At 62.6% G+C, this 20,624-nt stretch carries 16 protein-coding genes; 9 read left to right on the top strand and 7 right to left on the bottom strand.

Annotated elements, in window-relative coordinates:
- Window positions 1–211 precede the first annotated feature (211 nt).
- Both ACIQUG_RS17330 and ACIQUG_RS17325 read left to right on the top strand, forming a co-directional pair.
- Window positions 212–358 (top strand): hypothetical protein, encoded by a 147-nt coding sequence (locus ACIQUG_RS17330; protein ID WP_192447798.1) that lies wholly within the window; start codon window positions 212–214, stop codon window positions 356–358.
- A gap of 354 nt (window positions 359–712) precedes the next feature.
- The gene (locus ACIQUG_RS17325; protein WP_402323309.1) at window positions 713–3,238 is read left to right on the top strand and encodes a methyl-accepting chemotaxis protein; all 2,526 of its coding nucleotides are present in this window, start codon (window positions 713–715) and stop codon (window positions 3,236–3,238) included.
- Window positions 3,239–3,328: 90 nt separating this feature from the next.
- On the opposite strand, the gene ACIQUG_RS17320 is transcribed toward ACIQUG_RS17325, so the two are convergent.
- Window positions 3,329–3,532 carry a hypothetical protein gene (locus tag ACIQUG_RS17320; RefSeq protein WP_402323308.1) on the bottom strand — a complete coding sequence of 68 codons (204 nt, stop codon included), beginning with the start codon at window positions 3,530–3,532 and terminating at the stop codon, window positions 3,329–3,331.
- Window positions 3,533–3,621: 89 nt separating this feature from the next.
- Between ACIQUG_RS17320 and ACIQUG_RS17315 the strand changes: the two genes are divergently transcribed.
- Complete coding sequence (locus ACIQUG_RS17315; protein ID WP_192447794.1) at window positions 3,622–4,503, top strand: LysR family transcriptional regulator; 882 nt, start codon at window positions 3,622–3,624, stop codon at window positions 4,501–4,503.
- 67 nt (window positions 4,504–4,570) lie between these two features.
- Here the strand turns inward: ACIQUG_RS17315 and ACIQUG_RS17310 are convergent, their stop codons facing one another.
- From ACIQUG_RS17310 to aceA, 3 genes are all read right to left on the bottom strand, one after another.
- The gene (locus ACIQUG_RS17310) at window positions 4,571–5,680 is read right to left on the bottom strand and encodes a helix-turn-helix transcriptional regulator (protein ID WP_402323307.1); all 1,110 of its coding nucleotides are present in this window, start codon (window positions 5,678–5,680) and stop codon (window positions 4,571–4,573) included.
- Window positions 5,681–5,949: 269 nt separating this feature from the next.
- A complete protein-coding gene (locus ACIQUG_RS17305) occupies window positions 5,950–6,189 on the bottom strand; it encodes a hypothetical protein (protein ID WP_034800815.1) in 240 nt (79 codons plus the stop codon).
- A gap of 121 nt (window positions 6,190–6,310) precedes the next feature.
- Window positions 6,311–7,600, bottom strand: a complete 1,290-nt coding sequence (gene aceA / locus ACIQUG_RS17300) for an isocitrate lyase (protein WP_192447791.1) — start codon at window positions 7,598–7,600, stop codon at window positions 6,311–6,313.
- A 228-nt stretch (window positions 7,601–7,828) separates the two neighbouring features.
- Between aceA and ACIQUG_RS17295 the strand changes: the two genes are divergently transcribed.
- A complete protein-coding gene (locus ACIQUG_RS17295; RefSeq protein ID WP_402323306.1) occupies window positions 7,829–9,238 on the top strand; it encodes a short-chain fatty acyl-CoA regulator family protein in 1,410 nt (469 codons plus the stop codon).
- Here ACIQUG_RS17295 and ACIQUG_RS17290 read toward each other — a convergent pair.
- The gene (locus ACIQUG_RS17290) at window positions 9,232–10,200 is read right to left on the bottom strand and encodes a fatty acid desaturase family protein (RefSeq protein WP_402323305.1); all 969 of its coding nucleotides are present in this window, start codon (window positions 10,198–10,200) and stop codon (window positions 9,232–9,234) included. The genes ACIQUG_RS17295 and ACIQUG_RS17290 overlap by 7 nt on opposite strands.
- Before the next feature lie 335 nt (window positions 10,201–10,535).
- Between ACIQUG_RS17290 and ACIQUG_RS17285 the strand changes: the two genes are divergently transcribed.
- The 4 genes from ACIQUG_RS17285 to ACIQUG_RS17270 all read left to right on the top strand — a co-directional run bounded on the left by ACIQUG_RS17285 (window position 10,536) and on the right by ACIQUG_RS17270 (window position 14,615).
- Window positions 10,536–11,630: a polyamine ABC transporter substrate-binding protein gene (locus ACIQUG_RS17285; protein ID WP_043618210.1), complete on the top strand. Its 1,095-nt coding sequence runs from the start codon at window positions 10,536–10,538 to the stop codon at window positions 11,628–11,630.
- Window positions 11,631–11,734: 104 nt separating this feature from the next.
- Window positions 11,735–12,877, top strand: a complete 1,143-nt coding sequence (locus tag ACIQUG_RS17280) for an ABC transporter ATP-binding protein (protein ID WP_192448307.1) — start codon at window positions 11,735–11,737, stop codon at window positions 12,875–12,877.
- Window positions 12,878–12,881: 4 nt separating this feature from the next.
- Complete coding sequence (locus ACIQUG_RS17275; protein WP_043618213.1) at window positions 12,882–13,793, top strand: ABC transporter permease subunit; 912 nt, start codon at window positions 12,882–12,884, stop codon at window positions 13,791–13,793.
- Between the two features lie 3 nt (window positions 13,794–13,796).
- Complete coding sequence (locus ACIQUG_RS17270; protein WP_192447783.1) at window positions 13,797–14,615, top strand: ABC transporter permease subunit; 819 nt, start codon at window positions 13,797–13,799, stop codon at window positions 14,613–14,615.
- 66 nt (window positions 14,616–14,681) lie between these two features.
- Here ACIQUG_RS17270 and ACIQUG_RS17265 read toward each other — a convergent pair whose 3' ends face one another.
- On the bottom strand, window positions 14,682–16,499 hold the full coding sequence (locus tag ACIQUG_RS17265; RefSeq protein WP_402323304.1) for an AsmA-like C-terminal region-containing protein: 1,818 nt from the start codon (window positions 16,497–16,499) through the stop codon (window positions 14,682–14,684).
- A 186-nt stretch (window positions 16,500–16,685) separates the two neighbouring features.
- Between ACIQUG_RS17265 and ACIQUG_RS17260 the strand changes: the two genes are divergently transcribed.
- Complete coding sequence (locus tag ACIQUG_RS17260; RefSeq protein ID WP_402323303.1) at window positions 16,686–18,638, top strand: acetoacetate--CoA ligase; 1,953 nt, start codon at window positions 16,686–16,688, stop codon at window positions 18,636–18,638.
- A gap of 290 nt (window positions 18,639–18,928) precedes the next feature.
- Here the strand turns inward: ACIQUG_RS17260 and ACIQUG_RS17255 are convergent, their stop codons facing one another.
- A complete protein-coding gene (locus ACIQUG_RS17255; RefSeq protein WP_402323302.1) occupies window positions 18,929–20,611 on the bottom strand; it encodes an ABC transporter permease in 1,683 nt (560 codons plus the stop codon).
- Window positions 20,612–20,624 lie beyond the last annotated feature (13 nt).

Raw genomic sequence — 20,624 nt, 5'->3', positions numbered from 1 at the left:
CTTCAGTGATTGTTAATGTATCTCGCCGAACCTTTATCCTTGTCGGCACAGCCGGCAGTTGGTGGGATCGGATTGTCGCGTAAACGGAAATAACACTGTTTCTGATTTTTTGACTTTCTTCCGCCACGGCATGGCTGCAATATAACTGTGACGGGCAATACGGGTCATGCGGACCCAGCGTTGCCGGTCAATGTGACAAGGACAGGATGCCATGAACCAAATCCGCCGCCGTCCCCGCGCCATCGCGATCGCCCGCACCGATGAGAGCCGTCAGCAGAAGGCCGCACTCACGCGCCTCGCCTTGATTGCATTCTTTGCCGTTGCCGCCCTCGCAGCCCTTCCGGCTCTCTGGTTCTGAGTTCAGGGGATCGGCCTTAAGCGGCCGCCTCTCGGGCGCATTTGACGCGTCCGCGCACGCCTACGGAATTTCTGCCGCGGGTTGAATGCGCTTATACAAATTTTAATCGTTCAAAACAGATAGTGCGACGATGTGAGTTTCGTCAGGTTCACGTTGCCGAGGAGTGGCGCCGTGGATCCGCAATGATTGCCGACGGACTGGCGGTGTGCGCCGCATGATTTTTCGAAAAACATCAGCCTGTTTGCGCATCGGGTGGCTCTCGATCGTTCGCACATTCACGCCCTGTCGTTGAGTGCGAAGACCTAGCGAGCCGTCGGGGGAGGCGAATGCGAGCTGCGAGCCAAGGTGTTTTCCATGTTCATCGATAGAATTCTTGCCCGTTTCAAGATCCAGACGAAGGTGCTGTTTTTCATTCTGCCCTTCGTCGTCAGCATCTGTGCCGTCGGTATCACCGGCCTCTATGCGTCCGGCCTGCTTCAGGGACGCATGGAGATTTCCAACAGCGTGTTGCAGACCTTGAGCGGCTTCAAGGATGTCTATGCGGGCATGAACGCCTTCCTGCATTCGACCACCGAAGAAACCCGTGATGCCGTGCAGTCGACGATCTCGGCGCAGAAGGACGTGCTCGCCGATACCGCTGCACAGGTCGCCGGCCAGAACGGCCAGGACGAACTGAAGGCTGCGATCGCGGCGACGAGCGACATCGAGGCCCGCATCGGCGGCCTTTGGACGCTGCACGTTGGCGAGCAGGACCTGCGCACGGCAATGAACTCGAACCTCGACGCCTTGCTGATCGAGCGCGCCAAGATCAACGAAGAATCGAACCGCCTGCAATACGCCGTTCGCAAGAGCGAGAACGCCGCCAAGACCATGCTGCGCGAAGCCGAAAAGCTGATGCGCGCAAGCCGCTTCTTCAACGAGTTCGGCACCGAAGTGAGCAAGGCGATCACGGTCGACGAGAAGCTGAAGGCGGTCAAGGAACGCTTCCCGATGATCGGCCGCACCGAGCGTGATATTTTCCGCCTGCTGCCGAAGGACGAAAAGTCGCTTACCGAGACCATCACCTCGGCATCGAGCGAGATCGGCGCCATCCTGAAGGCGCCGGCCGGACCGGAAACGCTTGCCGGTATTTCCAAGTATGTCGACCGCTTCCGCACGGCGAGCTTCCGCCTGGAAGCGGCGTCCGTCGGCAAGATGCGTGACGCGACGCGGATTTTCGCCGAACTCGACGAACAGATCGTCACGACGGAATCGGTTCTGACAGCTACCCGTCGTCTCTCGTCGTCGATCACCGATATCCAGATTTCCGCAGCCACCTTCATGGGCCTGACGAACGAGAGCAATCGCCAGAAGCTACTCGACAAGTCGCTCGCCGTTCAGCAGAACATGGCGACGCTTCGCGGTGTCGCGAGCGACGGCGCCTCCTTCGACAAGATCGCCGACACGCTGATGCCGATCCTGACGGCGATGAAGAAGGATGCCGCAGCGCTCGTCGAGATCACCGTCAAGCGCACCGCAGATTTCGACGCCGCCGGGCAATCGATCAACCAGATCTGGACCGACCTCACCGAATTTGCCGAACAGCAGAAGGTTGCCGCCGGGACCGAGCGTAACGAGGCGAACCAGATCTCGGTCGCCGCGACCGTTGCCGGTGTCGTCATCGCGCTTCTGGCCGGCATCGCCCTGACGCTGACGCTGAAGAAGCCGATCGGCCAGATCACCGCGGCAATGCGTCGTCTCGCCGATGGCCGCCTCGACACGACGATCGACGGCGACGGCCGCCGCGACGAAATCGGCGACATGGCGCGCGCCCTTGGCGTGTTCAAGGAGAACGCGCTCTCCAAGGTGCGCATCGAGGCCGAAAGCGAAGAGCAGCGGACGCGCGCCGATATGGAGCGCAGCCGCAACGACCAGGAAAAGCGCGAGCTCGATCGCCAGATCGATCTCGCCGTCAGCGAGCTTGCCGCTGGCCTAGGCCGCCTGGCCCAGGGCGACCTGTCGCGCCAGATCGACGTGCCGTTCCATGGTCGCCTCGAGCAGCTGCGCCAGGACTTCAACGGTTCGCTGATCCGCCTGCAAAACACGCTCGCCCAGATCCGCGCCAATGCGCAGGCGATCCAGGAGAGCGGCTCCAGCATGCATCATGCGGCAGATTCGCTGTCGAAGCGCACGGAGGCCCAGGCCGCCTCGCTCGAAGAAACCGCGGCTGCCGTCGATCAGATCACCGTCACCGTCCGTTCCTCGGCCGAGCGTGCCGGCGAGGCCAACCATGCGGTGATCCAGACGAAGCGTAGCGCCGACAGTTCGGCGACCGTCGTCACCAACGCGATCGCCGCCATGGGACGCATCGAGGAGGCTTCGCGCCAGATCGAGCAGATCATCGAGGTGATCGACGACATCGCCTTCCAGACCAACCTCCTGGCGCTCAACGCCGGTATCGAGGCGGCGCGCGCCGGTGAGGCCGGCAAGGGTTTTGCCGTCGTCGCCCAGGAAGTGCGCGAACTGGCGCAGCGCTCGGCGGAGGCCGCGCGTGAGATCAAGGGGCTCATCAACAAGTCGACGAACGAGGTCAATGCCGGTTCGCACCTGGTCAAGGAAACCGGCGAAGTGCTGGCCTCGATCAGCGCCCAGATCGTCACCGTCAGCCAGCATGTCGAGATGATCGCAACCGCCAGCCGTGACCAGGCCGTAGCGCTCAACGAGGTCAATGGCTCGGTCAACCAGATGGACCAGATGACGCAGCAGAACGCTTCGATGGTGGAAGAGGCGACGGCGACAAGCCGCGCGCTCGCCAACCAGGCCGACACGCTGATGATGCTGGTCGAGCAGTTCCGGCTGGAGCCGGAGGCGGAAGACTACGACAGCTACCGGGCAGCCTGAGGCGTCCGGCAAAGGGTTTCGCTGGCGGCAGGCAACGTCGCCAGCCGAAAGCACGGCACCCGATGCCGTGCGACATAACAAGGGCAGGGGCTAACATTGCACCGCGTGGCCGCAGGGCTTCGCGGTGCTTTTTTTATCGGCGTGGAGGCTGCTCTTGCGTCGCCTGGTGACTGCGGCCGCGAGTGCTGTGAACGCCCGACGTAGAAGGCCGGGCGGTTTCGGATCGAAATCCTCGTCCCAGCGGCGCGTTTTCAGGGCCATGTCGGCGATGTAGACCATTGCCATCATTTCCATCGTGATGCTCCTCAGTTGATGGGCATCACTTCTTTTATGCAGCAAAACCAGTTTTACATACATCGGATATCGCTCTATGTTTTTCACCGATGAAAGACATGGATTGGGATATCTACCGCTGTTTCATGAGCGTGGCGCGCGCCGGCGGGCTCACCGGAGCAGCGCAGGCGCTCGGGTCCAGCCCGGCGACCGTCGGCCGGCGGATGCTGGAGCTTGAGGAACGCACCGGCCGCACGCTGTTTCTGCGCAGCCAGACCGGCTATCAGCTCACTGGCGATGGCGAACTTCTGTTCGAGCAGCTTCAGGAAATGGAATCGGCGGCGCGCCGGGTCGAGAGCTGGCGCCAGGAAGGCGAGGGCGCGACGGTCCGCATCACCGTCGGCACTTGGATCGCCTGGCTGCTGGCGGAGAATTTTCCGGCGCTTTGCACCGAAAGGGACGGCTTCAGCCTGGCGATAACCGTCGGCGAGACACGCGCCAGCCTCGCTTATCGCGAGACCGATATCGGCATCCGCGCCTTCGAGCCGGAGGAGGCCTACTTGGCGGCAAGTCCGGTCGGCGACGTCGCCTATGCCGCCTATCGCCAGAAGAACGCGCCGCCGGGCGCGAGCGCGCGATGGGTGGCCGTCGGCGAGGAGGAGGCGATCTCCGCCTATCTGCGCTGGCCGCACGAGCAGGTGAAGGGGGGCTGGGAGGGACGGATCGTCGCCACGGTCACACGGCCGCGCTCGCTGCTCGATCTCGCACGCGCCGGCGCCGGCTGTGCGGTGCTTCCCTGCTTCGTCGGCGATCTCGATCCGATGCTGGAGCGCGCCGGCGAGGAGATCCCGGCGCTCCGGCACCGGCAATGGATCGTCATGAACAACGAGGACAGGCACCGCAAGGAGATACGAACGGTGGTCGATCGCATGACGAAGCTCTTGCGCAGTCACGTGGATATCTTTGCCGGAAAGCGACCGCGCCGCAGCTGAGACGGGCAGCCCCTGTTGGCTCCGGTGGCAGGGAACGCCGCCGCCTGGGTGCTTCGTGGGTGCGCGATCAGCGCATCAGCAGCTTGACGAGTGCGGCCTGCGAATTGACCCGGGTCTTGGCATAGATGCTTTTGAGCTGTGTCCGGGTCGTCTCATAGCTGACGCCGTTGGCCTGCGACATTTCCTTCAGCGTCAGGCCGGCGGCGATACCGCAGGCAATGCGGATCTCAGCCGGGGTCAGGCCGTAATGGTCCTTCAGATGGTCGTGCCTGAGATCGCCGATGAGCGACGTTGCAGGCTCGATCAGAACCGCTACCGTCGGCCCGTCGAGAAGCTCGGTAAAGATGGTGGCGCTTCGCCGGACCAGGGTGATGCGGAAGGCGCCGTGTTCGGCGGTCCTGACGACACGCAGCTGCGGCTGCGCCGGGGCGCCGACCGGCGAGGCCAGAAGCTCGAGTGCCGCATTGGTTTCCGGTTCGTCCATGAACAGACGGCCGTTGACCGCGACCCGGAACGGCGAGCCGTTCGCCGCCATTCGTTCGGCGTTGTGGTTCATCGAGCGGATGCGCAGATTGTCGCCCACATAGATCACGCCGACGCCGATCGTATCGAGCAGGGTCCGGCCCTCATGCTGCTCGGCCATCATCAGGTCGCGCCGCCGCAGGAAGTCGAAGGCGCGCTTCAGGTGGGGCGCAAGGAGCGTGTAGTGGTCGGCCGCCTGCTGGTTGAGGTCCTCGTCCGTCGAAGAGGTGCAGGTCGACAGGAGCAAGGTCCGCGTCGGGCTGCGCACGATGGTCACGCCGACCGTGGTCTCGCTGCCGGTCTGGCGCTTCAGCCAGTCATTGTAGAATTCCGATTTCGTCAGCTCCGCGCGCGAGACGATATGCTCGCCCGAGAGGCCGCGCCCCACCGGCACGAGAACCGATTTCGGTATCCAAGGGTTGATCGCCGCAAAGTGATCGTTGAACTGGTCGATGGCATCGGGGGTAAAGCCGGAGACATAGGGCACGCAGGCCGCTGGTGACGCGAGGTCATGGTAATGGAGCGCGGAACGCCCGTTGGGCATGGTCGTCGTCAGCCGGTCGAGAAAATCCTGCCAGCCGCAATCGCCAAAGGCGGCGCCGTAGATCAGCTCCGTCAGTTCGGCGGTATCTGCAGGTTTCGTCGAACGATACATGCGTGCCTTTGCCTAAGACAGGTATGCCTAATATAGCCAGGCATCGCAGATTCGATCAACCTGAAATAGCGGAGACAAGCATTCGTTGCGTGCTGTGTCATCCTAACAACGCAGAATAGCCGGCAAAGCGCCGGCCATTCCAATTTCTCCCACTTTCAATCGCTTTCGACAAAATCAACCTGTGGTCGCTTTTGTCGCTGCAGCCACGGCTGTAGGGCAGAGCGGTAGCGACGACAGCAGGATCGCCGCAAACAGCGTTGTGGCGAGCATCATGGCCGGCCCTGGGTGACGATAACCGGGATCAACAAGTCGCCCCAGTTGCCTTCGCCGCCGTGGTGACGGGCCGAGCGCACAAGCTCGACCGAAACGCCGGCATCGACGGCCTTCATCACGGACTGGTTGAGGCGGTGCAGGTCGTTGGCGACCATGCGGATTGCTGCCTGCTGGTCCGGGGTCATCGCCGAAGACTGTTCCTCGGCCCGTTCCTTGACGCGTGTCTGGACTGTCATTGGACTTCTCCTTGAGGTTCGAGGCTGGAGCGTGTTTGCGGTTTTCCGCCCGCATCCATTTCACTTACGAGGGGTCGGCAGGAGCGCAGCGGGCAGGGATTGCCACGCTCCCGCCGGGCTTTCACTCTGCGGCCGGGCGGAACTGATCGTGCTCGGTCGATTCCTTCATCGCTGTTGTCGAGGACTGGCCGCCGGTGATCGCCATCGAGACGGCGTCGAAATAGCCGGTGCCGACTTCGCGCTGGTGCTTGGTGGCGGTGTAGCCGTTGACCTCGGCGGCGAATTCCGCCTCCTGCAGCTCCGAATAGGCGGCCATCTGCCGTGCCTTGTAGCCACGCGCCAGTTCGAACATGCCGAAGTTCAGCTGGTGGAAGCCGGCCAGTGTGATGAACTGGAACTTGTAGCCCATCGCACCGAGCTCCCGCTGGAACTTGGCGATCGTCGCGTCGTCGAGGTTCTTTTTCCAGTTGAACGACGGCGAGCAATTGTAGGCGAGCAGCTTGCCCGGATGCACCTTGTGCACGCCCTCGGCGAACTTGCGGGCCTGCTCGAGATCCGGCTTCGAGGTTTCGCACCAGATGAGGTCGCAATGCGGCGCATAGGCAACAGCGCGGGCGATGCAGGGCTCAAGCCCGTTCTTCACCTGGTAGAAGCCTTCGACCGTACGGCCGGCATCGTAGTCGACGAAGGGGCGATCGCGCTCGTCGATGTCGGAGGTAAGCAACTTCGCCGCTTCGGCATCGGTGCGGGCGATGACCAGCGTCGGCGTGCCCATGACGTCGGCGGCAAGCCGGGCCGCGTTCAGGTTGCGGATATGGGCCGCCGTCGGGATCAGCACCTTGCCTCCGAGATGGCCGCACTTCTTTTCAGACGCAAGTTGGTCCTCGTAGTGGACGCCGGCAGCCCCTGCCTCGATAAAGGCCTTCATGATCTCGAAGGCGTTGAGAGGGCCGCCGAAGCCGGCTTCGGCGTCGGCGACGATCGGTGCGAACCAGGTGTCGACCGAAAGGCCCTTGCCCTCGGAGGTCTCGATCTGGTCGGCGCGCTGCAGCGTACGATTGATGCGCTTGGCAAGCTCAGGCGCGGCATTGGCCGGATAGAGCGACTGGTCCGGATACATGGCCGAAGCGGTGTTGGCATCGGCTGCGACCTGCCAGCCGGAGAGATAGATCGCCTTCAGGCCAGCGCGGACCATCTGCATGGCCTGGTTGCCCGAGAGTGCGCCCAGCGCGTTGACGAAGTCGTCCTCGTGAATGAGTTTCCACAAGCGGTTCGCGCCCATTTCGGCCAGCGAATGGCGGATCTCGACCGACCCGCGCAGCCGCTTCACGGTCTCTGCTGTATAGGGTCGATCGACGCCATCGAAGCGGCCTTGCGGTGCGCTGGGAACGAGCTTGTAAAAATCAGTCATTACTTCCTCCTGTCAAAATCAAACACCCATTCGACTTTTGTCGTACGGCGCCTTGTGTTTCGAGTTCATGTGACAGTTTTTACATTGCGCTGCAGTATTCGGCTATTGGAAACAATGAACTGGCGAGATCAAAAGGGTTATCTTGTCTTGCCTTTGACAGAGTGGCGAAGTAAATTTGTAAAAAATGTAAAGCGCTGTGCGCCGTGCGAATTGTAAAGGTAGTGACAAATGGCCGAGAACAAGATCTTTGCCGGTCCGCGGGTCAGGCGTATTCGCAATGGCCTGTCGCTGACCCAGACTGCCATGGCCGAGGCGCTCGGCATCTCTCCGTCCTACCTCAATCTGATCGAGCGCAACCAGCGACCGCTGACGGTGCAACTGCTTTTGAAGCTTGCCTCGGTCTACAAGGTCGATCTCGACGAATTGCAGGGCGAAACCGGCGGCAGCCTCACGCAATTGCGTGAGGTTTTCGCCGATCCGCTGCTGTCGGCGGAGTTGCCGGGGGAGCAGGAACTGATCGAGGTGGCGGAAGCTGCCCCCAATGCCGCCGGCGGCGTCGTCAAGCTCTATCGCGCCTATCGCGAACAGGCCTCACGCCTCAAGGATTTGGCGGACCTTCTGGCGGGGCAGGGGCACATGGAGGCGCTTTCGGGCACGCGGCTGCCGATGGACGAGGTGCGCGAGACCTTCGAGGGACGGCCGAATTATTTCGCCGGCATCGAGGCGGCGGCGGAAACCTTCCACGAGGCGCTATCGCCGGGTGACGATCTGATCGGCGCGCTCAAGACCTGGCTGAAGAAGGAGCACGGCCTCGTCGTGCGCAGCCTGCCGGTGCACGCCATGCCGAACCTGCGCCGTCGCTTCGACAGGCACTCCATGCGCCTCTTCGTCTCCGAGCGGCTTTCGCCCTACGACCAGTTGCGCGAGGTCGCCATGGAAGCCGTGTCGATTGCCTGTCATGAGGCGATCACGGCGGAGCTTGGGATGTCAAGGCTCTCGACGGCGGAAGCGCGCCGCATCGCTCGCTTCGAGCTGGCGCGCTACGGCGCGCACGCCCTGATGATGCCCTATGCCGCTTTCCTTGCCGCCGCGCAGCGGGCGAAGTACGACATCGATGTCCTGCGCGCCCGCTTCCAGGTCTCGTTCGAGCAGGCCGCCAACCGGCTGACCATGCTGCAGCGGCCGGGCGCCCAGGGGCTGCCGTTCTTCCTGATGGAGATCGACAATGCCGGCCACCGGCTGCGGCGGGCCGGCGCATCTGGCTTTCCGCAGGCGAAATTCGGTGGTGGCTGTCCGAAGCTCAATATCCACGCCGCCTTCTCGGTGCCGGGGCAGGTCCTGGTCGATCGTGTCGAAATGCCCGACGGTGCCGAGTTCCTGACGGTGGCACGCACGCTGGAGGGGCCGCAGGCGGCGTTCCATGAGCGTGTCCGGCGCACGGCGCTTCTTCTTGGCTGCGAGGCGTCGGTTGCCGACGAGACCGTCTATGGGGCCGCGTTGCCGCCGGCAGTCGCGATCGGTGCCGCCTGTCGGCTCTGCGAGCGCCAGGGCTGTCTGGCGCGCGCCGAGCCGCCGGTCACCCGGCCGCTCGGGCTCGACGAAATGGCGACGGGACTCAGCGTTTTCGATTTTCAGTAGCTGACGGGGTGCTCGTTGGGCAGAAGCGGCGCATTCGCCGCGAAGCACTCTGCCGGCAGTCCCGTCGTGTAGCCGCGGGTGATGTGCGCCTTGTCGGCATAGGCCCTGTTGCGCATCAAAATCGCGTGCAGTTCCGGCAAATTGTAGAACGGTACGCCCGGATAGAGATGGTGCTCCAGGTGGTAGTTGATGTTGTGGGGTGCGAAGAACAGCTTCTCCCAGGCGTGCGGATAGACCGTGCGTGAACTCGTCAGTTCATCGCTATAATCCATACTGCCGAAATGTTCGGCGACGCTGCGTATATAAAGGAACAGGCAGAAGAAGGTGAGAAACGGCAGCACCCAGTAGAGCGCCACTTCCCGCCAGATGCCGAAGAACGTGAAGATCGCGGCGGCGGCGACGTAGAAGCCGATGCGCAGCAGCTTGTACTGAAGCGTCGAGCGATCGTTCTTCCCCATGCGCTTGGCCATGTACAGCATGTCGCGCAGCGAATTGACCGCGACGAGATAGCCGAGCAGTTGCGTGATACCGCGCACGACCTTCTGCGGGAAAGTGAATTGCGGCATGCCGAGCTTCGCCGTCCAGTCCGGATCCTGATCGGTATTGGCATGCTGGTGGTGGGCGAGGTGGTTCTGGCGATAGCCGTCGACGGTGGCCAGCACCGGCCAGGCGAGCAACAGGTCGCTCATCCAGTCGCTGAGTTTCCGGTTGCGGATGATGCGGTAGTGCGCCGCCTCGTGGATCATGCAGCCGAGCGCATGCATGCGTCCGGCGATCAGCATCACGGCAACGAGGTAGACGAAGAGGTTGCCGAAATATTCGCTGATGGCGATGGCTGCTGCAATCAACGCCCAGTCGAATGCGATTGCCGCAAGGGCCTTGCGTGGCTCGAGCACCGACAGGCGCTTCAACTGCTTCGGATCGATCCTGCGGCTTTTCCCGCCGACGACCTGCTCACCCATGACGACACCTGAGATCCTTCACCGCTACTGTCGGGAAAATCGCATGGCGATCATGGTTAATCAATCGTAAATGGCGGTCCGTACAGAGGCGGCAAAGCTATGGTTAACGGTGCCGCTGCGGCCGGGTCGAGGGCGACAGGCTGGAAGCCGGCCGCCATAAGTGCCCGTTTTTCTTCGACTTGTGAAACTGACGAGCCCACAGGGCGGCGCTTCTTATCGGCACGAAAGCGCTTGAGGTTATCGAGAAAGATGCCTAACCTCCGGCCTGAACGAAGCGGATTGGACGGTGTCCCGGTGTGCCGGGCCCGATACGAAAAAACCAAGAGGGGAGTTGTATGTCCAAGCTCATCGTCACAACCCTGGCGGCAGCCGTTCTGGCCGGCTCGACCATGCTGGCCTCCGCGCAGGAGCGCGTGGTCAACGTCTACAACTGGTCGGACTATATCGACAGCAGCATTCTGGAAGATTTCACCAAGGAGACCGGCATCAAGGTCGTCTACGACGTCTTCGACAGCAACGAGATCCTGGAGACGAAGCTGCTTGCGGGTGGTTCGGGCTACGACGTGGTGGTGCCGACGGCAACCTTCCTGCAGCGGCAGATCGCCGCGGGCGTGTTCCAGAAGCTCGACAAGTCGAAGCTGCCGAACCTTTCCAATATGTGGGACGTGATCATGGAGCGTACGGCCAAGTACGATCCGGGCAACGACTATGCCATCGACTACATGTGGGGCACGACCGGCATCGGCTACAACGTCGACAAGATGAAGGCGATCCTCGGCACGGACGAGAAGCCCAACTGGGACGTCATCTTCAAGCCGGAACTGGCGGCGAAGTTCAAGGATTGCGGCATCCACATCCTCGATTCTCCGACCGACGTGATGCCTTCGGCGCTCGCTTACCTCGGCCTCAATCCGGATAGTCACGAGGCGGCAGACCTGGAAAAGGCCGCTGAGCTGCTGGCGAGCATCCGTCCCAATGTGCGCAAGTTCCATTCGTCGGAATACATCAATGCGCTTGCCAACGGCGACATCTGCCTTGCAATCGGCTTTTCCGGCGACGTCTTCCAGGCCCGCGACCGTGCGGCCGAAGCCAAGGCCGGTGTGACCGTCGACTACGCGATCCCGTCCCAAGGCGCGCAGATGTGGTTCGACATGCTTGCGATCCCGGCTGATGCACCGCACGTCGAGGAGGCGCACGCCTTCCTCAACTACATGATGAAGCCCGAAGTCGTGGCCAAGGCATCGAACTACGTCTTCTACGCCAACGGCAACAAGGCCTCGCAGCAGTTCCTCGACAAGGCTGTTTTGGAAGACAGCGCCATCTATCCGTCGGACGAGGTGATGCAGAAACTGTTCACGGTGACGCCCTTCGAGGCGAAAGAACAGAGGGTGTTGACCCGACTCTGGACAAAGGTCGTAACCGGCCAGTAAGAGCGGAAAACGAATTGCCCGGACCTCAAAATCCGGGCAATTTTCTTAAGGGGGCACCGGGGAAAACGAGAGTGCCCATCGGCTGTATCATTCGGGGATAGATGATGAAGTCTCTCGGCAGTATCCGGCGGTCCTTTGCCCCTTGGGCGGATCCCGCTTCCAAGCCATTCATTTCCTTCAAGAACGTGACCAAGCGGTTCGGCGATTTCACCGCCGTCGACGACCTTTCGCTGGATATCTACACGCGCGAGTTCTTTGCGCTGCTGGGTGCGTCCGGCTGCGGAAAGTCGACGCTTCTGCGCATGCTCGCCGGCTTCGAACAGCCGACGTCGGGCGAGATCATCCTCGACGGGCAGAGCCTCGCCGGCATTCCGCCCTACAGGCGTCCGGTCAATATGATGTTCCAGTCCTACGCGCTCTTCCCACATATGAACGTGGAGAAGAACATCGCCTTCGGCCTGAAGCAGGATGGCATGCCGAAGGCGGATATTGCCGAGCGCGTCGCCCAGATGCTGAAGCTGGTGAAGCTCGAGAAGTTCTCCCAGCGCAAGCCGCACCAGCTTTCAGGCGGTCAGCGCCAGCGTGTCGCGCTTGCCCGCTCGCTCGCCAAGCGGCCGAAGGTGCTGCTCCTCGACGAACCGCTCGGCGCGCTCGACAAGAAACTGCGCGAGGAAACCCAGTTCGAACTGATGGATCTGCAGCAGGAACTCGGCCTCACCTTCGTCGTCGTCACCCACGACCAGGAAGAGGCGATGACCATGGCCGACCGCATCGCGGTGATGAGCCACGGCAAGGTCATCCAGGTGGCGACGCCTGCCGAAATCTACGAGGCGCCGAACTCGCGTTTCGTCGCGGACTTCATCGGCGACGTCAACATTTTCGAAGGAGCGGTCTCCGGAGCCGAGGGCGGCTATGTGCGCCTTGAAGGCACCAACGGTTTCCCCATCCGCATGGCATCGCCCGAGACGCCGGCTGCCGGCGGCAAGTCGGCCGTCGCCGTCCGCCCGGAAAAGATCCGCGTCAGCCGTCAGCCGCCGGCGCACGCGCCCGTCAACGCCGTTCAGGGCGAGATCTGGGATATCGGCTATCTCGGCGACATGACCGTCTTCCACGTGCGCCTGAAGGATGGACGCGTGATCAAGGCGTCGTCGCTCAACGCAGTGCGCGCGGTCGAGGATCCGCTCGGCTACGACCAGGAGGTCTGGGTTTCCTTCGGCGAAGACGCCGGCGTCGTTCTGAAGGATTGAGGCCATGACCCGTGTCGCATCCGCTCTCTTCAGCCGCCTCGTCATCATCATCCCCTATGCCTGGCTGCTGTTTTTCTTTCTGATCCCGTTCTTCATCGTCTTCCGCATCTCGCTGTCGCAGACGGCGGTGGCGATGCCGCCCTATACGCCGGTCTTCGATCTCTTCGGTGGCCTGTCCGGCATCCTTGAAAAGGCGAAAGAGTTCTCGTTCGACAACTACGTCTGGCTGACGGAGGATGTCCTCTACTTCAACGCCTATGTGTCGAGCGTCATCATCGCGGCGGTTTCGACCGTGCTGACGCTGCTGATCGCCTATCCGGTCGCCTACGGCATGGCGAAGGCGCCGAAGACCATTCGCCCGACGTTGCTGATGCTCGTGATCCTGCCGTTCTGGACGAGCTTCCTGATCCGCGTCTACGCCTGGATCGCGATCCTGAAACCCGAAGGGTTGCTCAACCAGTTCCTGCTGAGCATCAACGTCATCGACCAGCCGCTGATCATCCTCAACACCAATTGGGCGATCTACATCGGCATCGTCTATTCCTATCTGCCGTTCATGGTGCTGCCGATCTATTCGTCGCTCGAGAAGATGGATCACACCCTGACGGAGGCGGCACTCGACCTCGGCTGCACGCCGTTTACCGCCTTCTGGCGTGTGACCTTCCCGATGTCGCTGGCGGGCGTCGTCGCCGGCTGCCTGCTGGTCTTCATCCCCGCCGTCGGCGAATTCGTTATCCCCGACCTGCTCGGCGGTTCGGAGACGTTGATGATCGGCAAGACGCTCTGGAACGAGTTCAATGCCAACCGCGACTGGCCGGTTTCCTCGGCCGTGGCGACGATCCTGCTTCTGATCCTGGTGCTACCGATCGTCTACTTCCAGAACGCCCAGGCCAAAGCCGACAGCGAGGGGAGGTAGGACATGGGCAACTGGTCACGTTTCAACATCGCCTCGATCGTGCTCGGCTTCGGCTTCCTCTACCTGCCGATCGTGCTTCTGGTGATCTTCTCCTTCAACGAATCGAAACTTGTCACCGTCTGGGCCGGGTTTTCGACCAAGTGGTACGCGCAGCTCTGGCACAATCAGGCCCTGCTCGATGCCGCCTGGGTGACGATCCGCGTCGCGCTGATCTCGGCGACCTTCGCCACGGTGCTCGGTACGCTCGCGGCTTTGGCGCTCGTCCGCTACACCCGCTTCCGTGGCCGCATGCTGTTTTCCGGCATGGTCTATGCGCCGCTCGTCATGCCCGAGGTGATCACCGGCCTGTCGCTGCTGTTGCTGTTCGTTGCCATTGGTCTCGACCGCGGCTTCTGGACGATCACGCTGGCGCACATCACCTTCACCATGTGCTTCGTTGCCGTGGTGGTGCAGTCGCGGTTGCTCAGCTTCGACCGGTCGATCGAAGAGGCGGCCCTCGATCTCGGCGCCACTCCGGTGACAACCTTCTTCTCGATCACCCTTCCGGTCATCGCGCCCGCGGTGTTTTCCGGCTGGGTTCTCGCCTTCACGCTGTCGCTGGACGATCTGGTGATCTCGAGCTTCACCACGGGACCGGGCGCCACGACGCTGCCGATGAAGATCTACAGCCAGGTGCGGCTGGGCGTGACGCCGGAAATCAACGCGATCTGCACCATCCTCATTGGCGTGGTCGCGATCGGCGTGGTGGTTGCCTCGATCGTTACCAAGCAGCGCGAAGCGCAACGCGAGCGGGACGAGCGGGCCGCCTTCGCCCAGTCCTGATCCGCTGCGCTTTCGCCAAGGCCCGCTTATGAAACCAGCGGCCGGTGTCCCTGACACCGGCCGTTTTCAGTTGGGTTCGCCGAGAACCGACAGGGGCGAGATCACCGCATTCGGCCAGGAGCCGCCGACGAAGAAACGCAGCCTTTGCCCGGCGTTCAGCGTGTCGATGTAGGTGCCGGCAAGCGCCAGGCTGCCGCTGCGATAGGGAATGACGCCGTTGACCGAAAGATTGCCGGTCTGGCCGGCAAAGAGCGCCCGGTTCAGCCGCGCCGACCCTTCCTCGAAGCTGGCGTCGATATCCGCGGTCTGGAACGCGAAGTTGCCGTCGCTCGCCTGCGACAGCGAAAAGAATTCGCCGGCCCGCACAAGGTTCGTAAAGGCATTTGCGTCGAAGCCGGTGAGGTTGCCATTGGCAAGCGAAAGCCTGATGCGGCCGGAAGCCTCGGCAACCTGCGCGCGCCAGAACGCGTGTTGCGTCGTAAGATCCAGATTGACATTGCCCCGGCCGGTTGGGATCGGGCCGGTGAAGCCGAAGTCTGCAAGGGCTGCAGCAAGGTCGGCATTTTTCAGCACCAGTTCCAGCCTGCCGCCGCCGGCCAGACCCTCTTCCGAAGCGGCGAGCCGACCGCTGAGCCGGCCATTGGCATAGGTGCTGTCGGCGACGTTGACGGAGGCGTGCCCGTGATCGAAGATGACCCCGGCGGCAAGATCTTCGAGCCGCAGCGGGCCGACCAGCGCCTCCTGCGCCGACAGCCGCACATCGGCACGCCAGCTGCGCATGAATGCATCGCCGAGTTGTTGCCTGAGTTCATCCGGCTCCAGCGGGTCGATGAACGGCTGCAGTCCGTTGAGATCGATGCGGTCGAAGGCGAGCGTGCCTTCGATGCGGTGGGTATCGTCGATCGGCGTTGAGATGTCGAGGATGCCGGTCGCGTTGGCGCCGCCGAGCGTCAGGTGAAGTTCGTCGAGCTTCAGCGAGGCCTTGCCGCTGGTGACGTTGGCACTCAGGCTGAAGCCGCTGTCCGGCAGGGTGCCTGCCGTCTTGCCCCTGTACCAGGCGGCAAGGGCCTGCAGCGAGGCAGTCGAAACCTGCAGCCGTCCCGCCGCGGCCGGTGCCTGGGAGAGATTGCCGTTGCCTTCGAATGAGAGATTGAGCGCCGCCGAGGATAGCGACGTCTTCAGCGCCGCGTTGCGGCCGGTCAGCAGCATCAGCGGTTCGTCGCATTCGAGCGTCCAGGCCACCACCTGCCCTGCAAGGGTGCCGGAAAGCCGGGCGCTGAGCCGCTTGGTGAACGACGGCCAGGAGACTGTTCCGGATATGCCGGAAAATTCCCGCGTCTGGTTGGTGACGAGGTCGATGATCTGCAGGCGGCCGTTTTCGACCGTGATGTCGCCGAAGGGCGTATCCTTGTCGGCGGCCTGCACATCCGGTGTATTCAGCCAGTGCGGCCGCTGCCAGTTGAGTGTGCCGTCCGTGCGCCGCTCAAGGGTCACGACCGGCTCGACCAGCCGGACATCGTGCAGCGCCGGCGTGCCGTCGATCGCCGAGAACAGGCTGAACGTCGCGGTAATGCTGCCGATATGCGCGAGCTTGCGGGACGATCCGTCCGTCGTTTCGATCGTCGCCGAGCGGAGCGTCAGCGTCGGTTCCGGCCAGAAGCTGATCTCGGGATTGCCGGCGATCCGGCTTTTGCCGCCGGACCAGGCATTCAGCATGTGCTCCACGGTCGGACGCACGTTCGTGGTTGAAATCAGCAGAGGCAGGACGGCGTTGTAGCCGGCTGCAAGCCCGACGCCGATTGCGGCCGGCCACAGGAAATGGCGGCGCTTCAGCCGCGACAACAGGCGTACGTCGCGCATCATATGCAGAAATTTACGTCTCATGTCCGCCTGGTCGCCGTCGCTTGGGTCACGTGAGCTTGGATAGGCCTTCGGTCTTCAGAAATCAAATGCGACGGACAGGCAACAGACAGGTAAATGTCGTCCACGCGATGACGAGGCGCTTGCCGGTGCTGTTTATTTTGCGATGCAGCATGGTATAGAGGGCATGGAGCAGGAGTGGAGGAAAGCATGCACGCAGAGCAGCCGTTGTGGGTTCCGGGTCCGGAAATCCTTGCGCATAGCCCCATGGCCGAATTCATCGCCTGGAGCAGCAAACGCTTCGGCAGAACCTTTGCGGATTATGATGCTTTCCACGCCTGGTCGGTAGCCGAGCGCGGCGACTTCTGGACCGCGGTCTGGGAACACTGTGGCGTCATCGGCGAACGCGGCGCGACAGCCCTCGTCAACGGCGACCGCATGCTCGATGCCCGCTTCTTCCCCGAGGCAAAGCTGAACTTTGCCGAGAACCTTCTTCGCGAGACCGGCGACGGCGACGCGCTCGTCTTCCGCGGTGAAGACAAGGTCGACTATCGCCTCTCGTGGGACGAACTTCGCGCGCTGGTATCGCGCCTGCAGCAGGCGCTGAAGGCTGAAGGTATCGGCCCCGGCGACCGCGTTGCAGCGATGATGCCGAACATGCCCGAGACCATCGCCTTGATGTTGGCGACCGCCTCGATCGGCGCGATCTGGTCGTCCTGTTCTCCCGATTTCGGCGAGCAGGGCGTTCTCGATCGTTTCGGCCAGATCACGCCGAAGCTGTTCATCACTTGCGACGGCTATTGGTACAATGGCAAGCGCCAGGACGTCGACGCTAAGGTTCGCGCGGTCTCCAAGGCGCTTGGCGTGCCGGCGCTGATTGTTCCCTATGCCGGCGACAGCGCGGCACTCGCGGCCTCGATCGAGGGTGGCGCGACGCTCGACGATTTCATCGCACCGTTTGCGGCAGCAACCCTGACCTTCGAACGCTTGCCTTTCGGCCATCCGCTCTATGTGCTGTTTTCCTCAGGCACGACGGGCGTTCCCAAATGCATCGTGCATTCGGCCGGCGGCACGCTTCTGCAGCACCTTAAGGAGCATCGTTTCCACTGCGGCCTTCGTCGCGGCGAAAAGCTCTTCTATTTCACCACCTGCGGCTGGATGATGTGGAACTGGCTGGTGTCGGGCCTGGCCGTCGGCGCCACCCTCTGCCTGTTCGACGGCTCGCCCTTCTATCCCGACGGCAACGTGCTCTTCGACTATGCCGCGGCCGAGAAGTTCGCGGTGTTCGGCACCTCCGCGAAATACATCGACGCCGTGCGCAAGGGCGGCTTCGTCCCGGCCAACACGCATGATCTCTCCACCCTTCGGCTATTGACCTCGACCGGTTCGCCGCTGTCACCGGAAGGCTTCTCCTTCGTCTACGACGGCATCAAGTCGGACGTTCAGCTTGCCTCGATCTCGGGCGGTACCGACATCGTTTCCTGCTTCGTCCTCGGCAACCCGCTGAAGCCCGTCTGGCGCGGCGAAATCCAGGGGCCGGGTCTTGGTCTCGCGATCGACGTCTGGAACGACGAAGGGCAATCGGTGCGCGGTGAGAAGGGGGAACTCGTCTGCACCAAGGCCTTCCCGTCGATGCCGGTGATGTTCTGGAACGACCCGGAAGGCGCCAAGTATCGCGCCGCCTATTTCGAGCGTTTCGACAATGTCTGGTGCCATGGCGACTTCGCCGAATGGACAGAGCATGGCGGCATCATCATCCACGGGCGCTCGGACGCAACCTTGAATCCCGGCGGGGTGCGCATCGGCACGGCGGAGATCTACAATCAGGTCGAGCAGATGGAAGAGGTCGCAGAGGCGCTCTGCATCGGGCAGGACTGGGAAGACGACGTGCGCGTCGTCCTCTTCGTTCGCCTTGCCGCTGGCGTTTCCCTGACCGACGACCTGACGAAGGCGATCAAGAACCGCATCCGCGTCGGCGCCTCGCCGCGCCATGTGCCAGCAAAGGTGATCGCGGTCGCCGATATCCCGCGCACGAAGTCCGGCAAGATCGTCGAGCTTGCCGTCCGCGATGTCGTGCATGGCCGTCCGGTGAAGAACAAGGAGGCGCTCGCCAACCCGGAAGCGCTCGATCTTTATGCCGGACTGGATGCCCTTAAAAATTGAGGGTGCGTTAACGGATTCGCGTCGTTGGAATTAACCAAGGCTTCAGACTTGCTGAAAAATCCCTAAAATTGCGGATCCGGCGGGTAAGGTCTTGTTAAGGATTGGGGGCGCATGGTCATGCCAACTTGAGGCCGATCGATGTTGGATCGGCGTTCGGCAGAGATGCCGTCGCAGACATGACGTCGTTACTTCTCGAGCGATTGTTGGTTTAGCATTCAACTATCGAGGTGGCCTCCCAGCCACCTTTTTTTTATGCGTTTCTCGTCTGCCCGGGCCTTGCTGAACGAGGCTCAGGAGCGGCGCTCAAGCGACCGCGACACGAGGATGACCGGGATCATGCCGGCGACCACGATGATCATCGCGGCGACTGAAGCGTCTTCGACCTTGGCCCGGGACGCGTCCTCATAGACGAGCGTCGCCAGCGTGTTGAAGTTGAAGGGCCTGAGCATGATCGTCGCCGACAGCTCCTTCATCGTCTCGATGAAGACGAGGAGCGCGGCGGTCAGCACCGCCGGACGCATCATCGGCAGAAGGACGGTGCGCAGCGTCTGGCCGCCGGTGCGGCCGAGCGCGCGCGCCGCCATGTCGAGATGCGGCGAGAGCTTCTGGAAACCGGCTTCGAGCGAACCCTCGGCCATGGTGAGGAAGCGCACGCTGCAGGCGTAGATGATCGCAAAGCCGGTGCCGGTCATCATCAGCCCGGTGGAAACACCGAACGTATCGCGCATGCCGGCATCGATGATGTTGTCGAGAGCGGCCAGCGGGAAGAGCACCCCGATCGCAAGAACGGTGCCTGGCACGCCATAGCCGAAGGAGGCGAGGCGTCCGGCGATGTCGCTCACCCGCGAATGTCCCGTGCGCGCCGCATAGGCGAGCACGAACCCGAGCAGAACGGTAACGGTTGCGGTGGCGCCCGAGACGAGGATGCTATGGAACAGCGCGTTGAGCAGTCGCGGCTCGATGAACTGGTCGATGCGCTTGAGCGCAAAATTGCCGAGGATCAGCACGGGAACGGCAAAGCCTGAAAGCACCGGCAGCAGGCAGGCGACCGTGGCGGCCCACTTCTTCCAGCCGGACAGCACGAGCCGGGCGGCGTCGTGGACGGCGGATGTCGTCTTCTGGCTGGAGAAGCGCTGGCGCCGCCGCGCGGCCCGCTCGATCATCATCAGGCCGATGACGAAGACCAGCATGATGCAGGCGATCTGTGCAGCGCCCGCAAGGCTGCCGCGGTTGAGCCAGGTGTCGAAGATCGAGAAGGTCAGCGTCTGCACGCCGAGGAATTCGACCGCACCGATGTCGTTCAGCGTTTCCATCGCCACCAGCGTCAGGCCGATCATGATGGCCGGGCGGGCCATCGGGATCTGGATGCGGAAGAACACCTTCAGCGGCCCGGCACCGAGCGTGCGCGCGACGTCGGCGGCGGCGCGCCCCTGCATCAGGAACATCGAGCGGCAGGCGAGATAGATGTAGGGATAGAGAACCGAACTCAGCACCAGCACGGCGCCGCCGAGCGAGCGGATATCTGGAAACCAGTAGTCACGGCTCGTCTTGAAGCCGAAGATCGCGCGGATAAGCCCCTGTACCGGCCCGGTAAAGGTGAAAAGCTCGCCGAATGCATAGGCCGCGAGATAGGCGGGGATTGCGAGCGGCAAGACCAGAGCGGCTGACAGGAAGCGTCGCAGCGGGAACTCGCAGCTTGCGACGAGCCAGGCGGTGAGAATGCCGACGAAGGCGGTTGCAGCGCCCGTCAGCGAGATCAAGAGCAGCGTGCGCCCGGTGGCGCGCGGAATGACGTTCTGCATCAGATGCGGCCAGTCGCCGCCGCCGCCCGAGATCGCCAGCCAGGTAATCGCGATGATCGGCATCAGCACGATGAGCGATGTCAATCCGGCCCAGGTCGCCAGCAGGGGATGCGAAAGACCGGTTCCGGCACGCGCATGGCGGCGCTTGATGCTCTGAGATGTGGACTGCAATCGATCGATTCCG

This window comes from Ensifer sp. NPDC090286, assembly GCF_044769565.1.
GTDB lineage: Bacteria > Pseudomonadota > Alphaproteobacteria > Rhizobiales > Rhizobiaceae > Ensifer.
This window is presented reverse-complemented; position numbering and strand designations above follow the sequence as displayed.

Coding starts and splice junctions, on each gene's coding strand:
- ACIQUG_RS17280 (WP_192448307.1), top strand. CDS start 11,735: ATGAAGTCTCTCGGCAGTATCCGGCGGTCCTTTGCCCCTTGGGCGGAT.
- ACIQUG_RS17260 (WP_402323303.1), top strand. CDS start 16,686: ATGCACGCAGAGCAGCCGTTGTGGGTTCCGGGTCCGGAAATCCTTGCG.
- ACIQUG_RS17285 (WP_043618210.1), top strand. CDS start 10,536: ATGTCCAAGCTCATCGTCACAACCCTGGCGGCAGCCGTTCTGGCCGGC.
- ACIQUG_RS17305 (WP_034800815.1), bottom strand. CDS start 6,189: ATGACAGTCCAGACACGCGTCAAGGAACGGGCCGAGGAACAGTCTTCG.
- ACIQUG_RS17325 (WP_402323309.1), top strand. CDS start 713: ATGTTCATCGATAGAATTCTTGCCCGTTTCAAGATCCAGACGAAGGTG.
- aceA (WP_192447791.1), bottom strand. CDS start 7,600: ATGACTGATTTTTACAAGCTCGTTCCCAGCGCACCGCAAGGCCGCTTC.
- ACIQUG_RS17265 (WP_402323304.1), bottom strand. CDS start 16,499: ATGAGACGTAAATTTCTGCATATGATGCGCGACGTACGCCTGTTGTCG.
- ACIQUG_RS17295 (WP_402323306.1), top strand. CDS start 7,829: ATGGCCGAGAACAAGATCTTTGCCGGTCCGCGGGTCAGGCGTATTCGC.
- ACIQUG_RS17320 (WP_402323308.1), bottom strand. CDS start 3,532: ATGGAAATGATGGCAATGGTCTACATCGCCGACATGGCCCTGAAAACG.
- ACIQUG_RS17330 (WP_192447798.1), top strand. CDS start 212: ATGAACCAAATCCGCCGCCGTCCCCGCGCCATCGCGATCGCCCGCACC.
- ACIQUG_RS17315 (WP_192447794.1), top strand. CDS start 3,622: ATGAAAGACATGGATTGGGATATCTACCGCTGTTTCATGAGCGTGGCG.
- ACIQUG_RS17275 (WP_043618213.1), top strand. CDS start 12,882: ATGACCCGTGTCGCATCCGCTCTCTTCAGCCGCCTCGTCATCATCATC.
- ACIQUG_RS17290 (WP_402323305.1), bottom strand. CDS start 10,200: ATGGGTGAGCAGGTCGTCGGCGGGAAAAGCCGCAGGATCGATCCGAAG.
- ACIQUG_RS17310 (WP_402323307.1), bottom strand. CDS start 5,680: ATGTATCGTTCGACGAAACCTGCAGATACCGCCGAACTGACGGAGCTG.
- ACIQUG_RS17270 (WP_192447783.1), top strand. CDS start 13,797: ATGGGCAACTGGTCACGTTTCAACATCGCCTCGATCGTGCTCGGCTTC.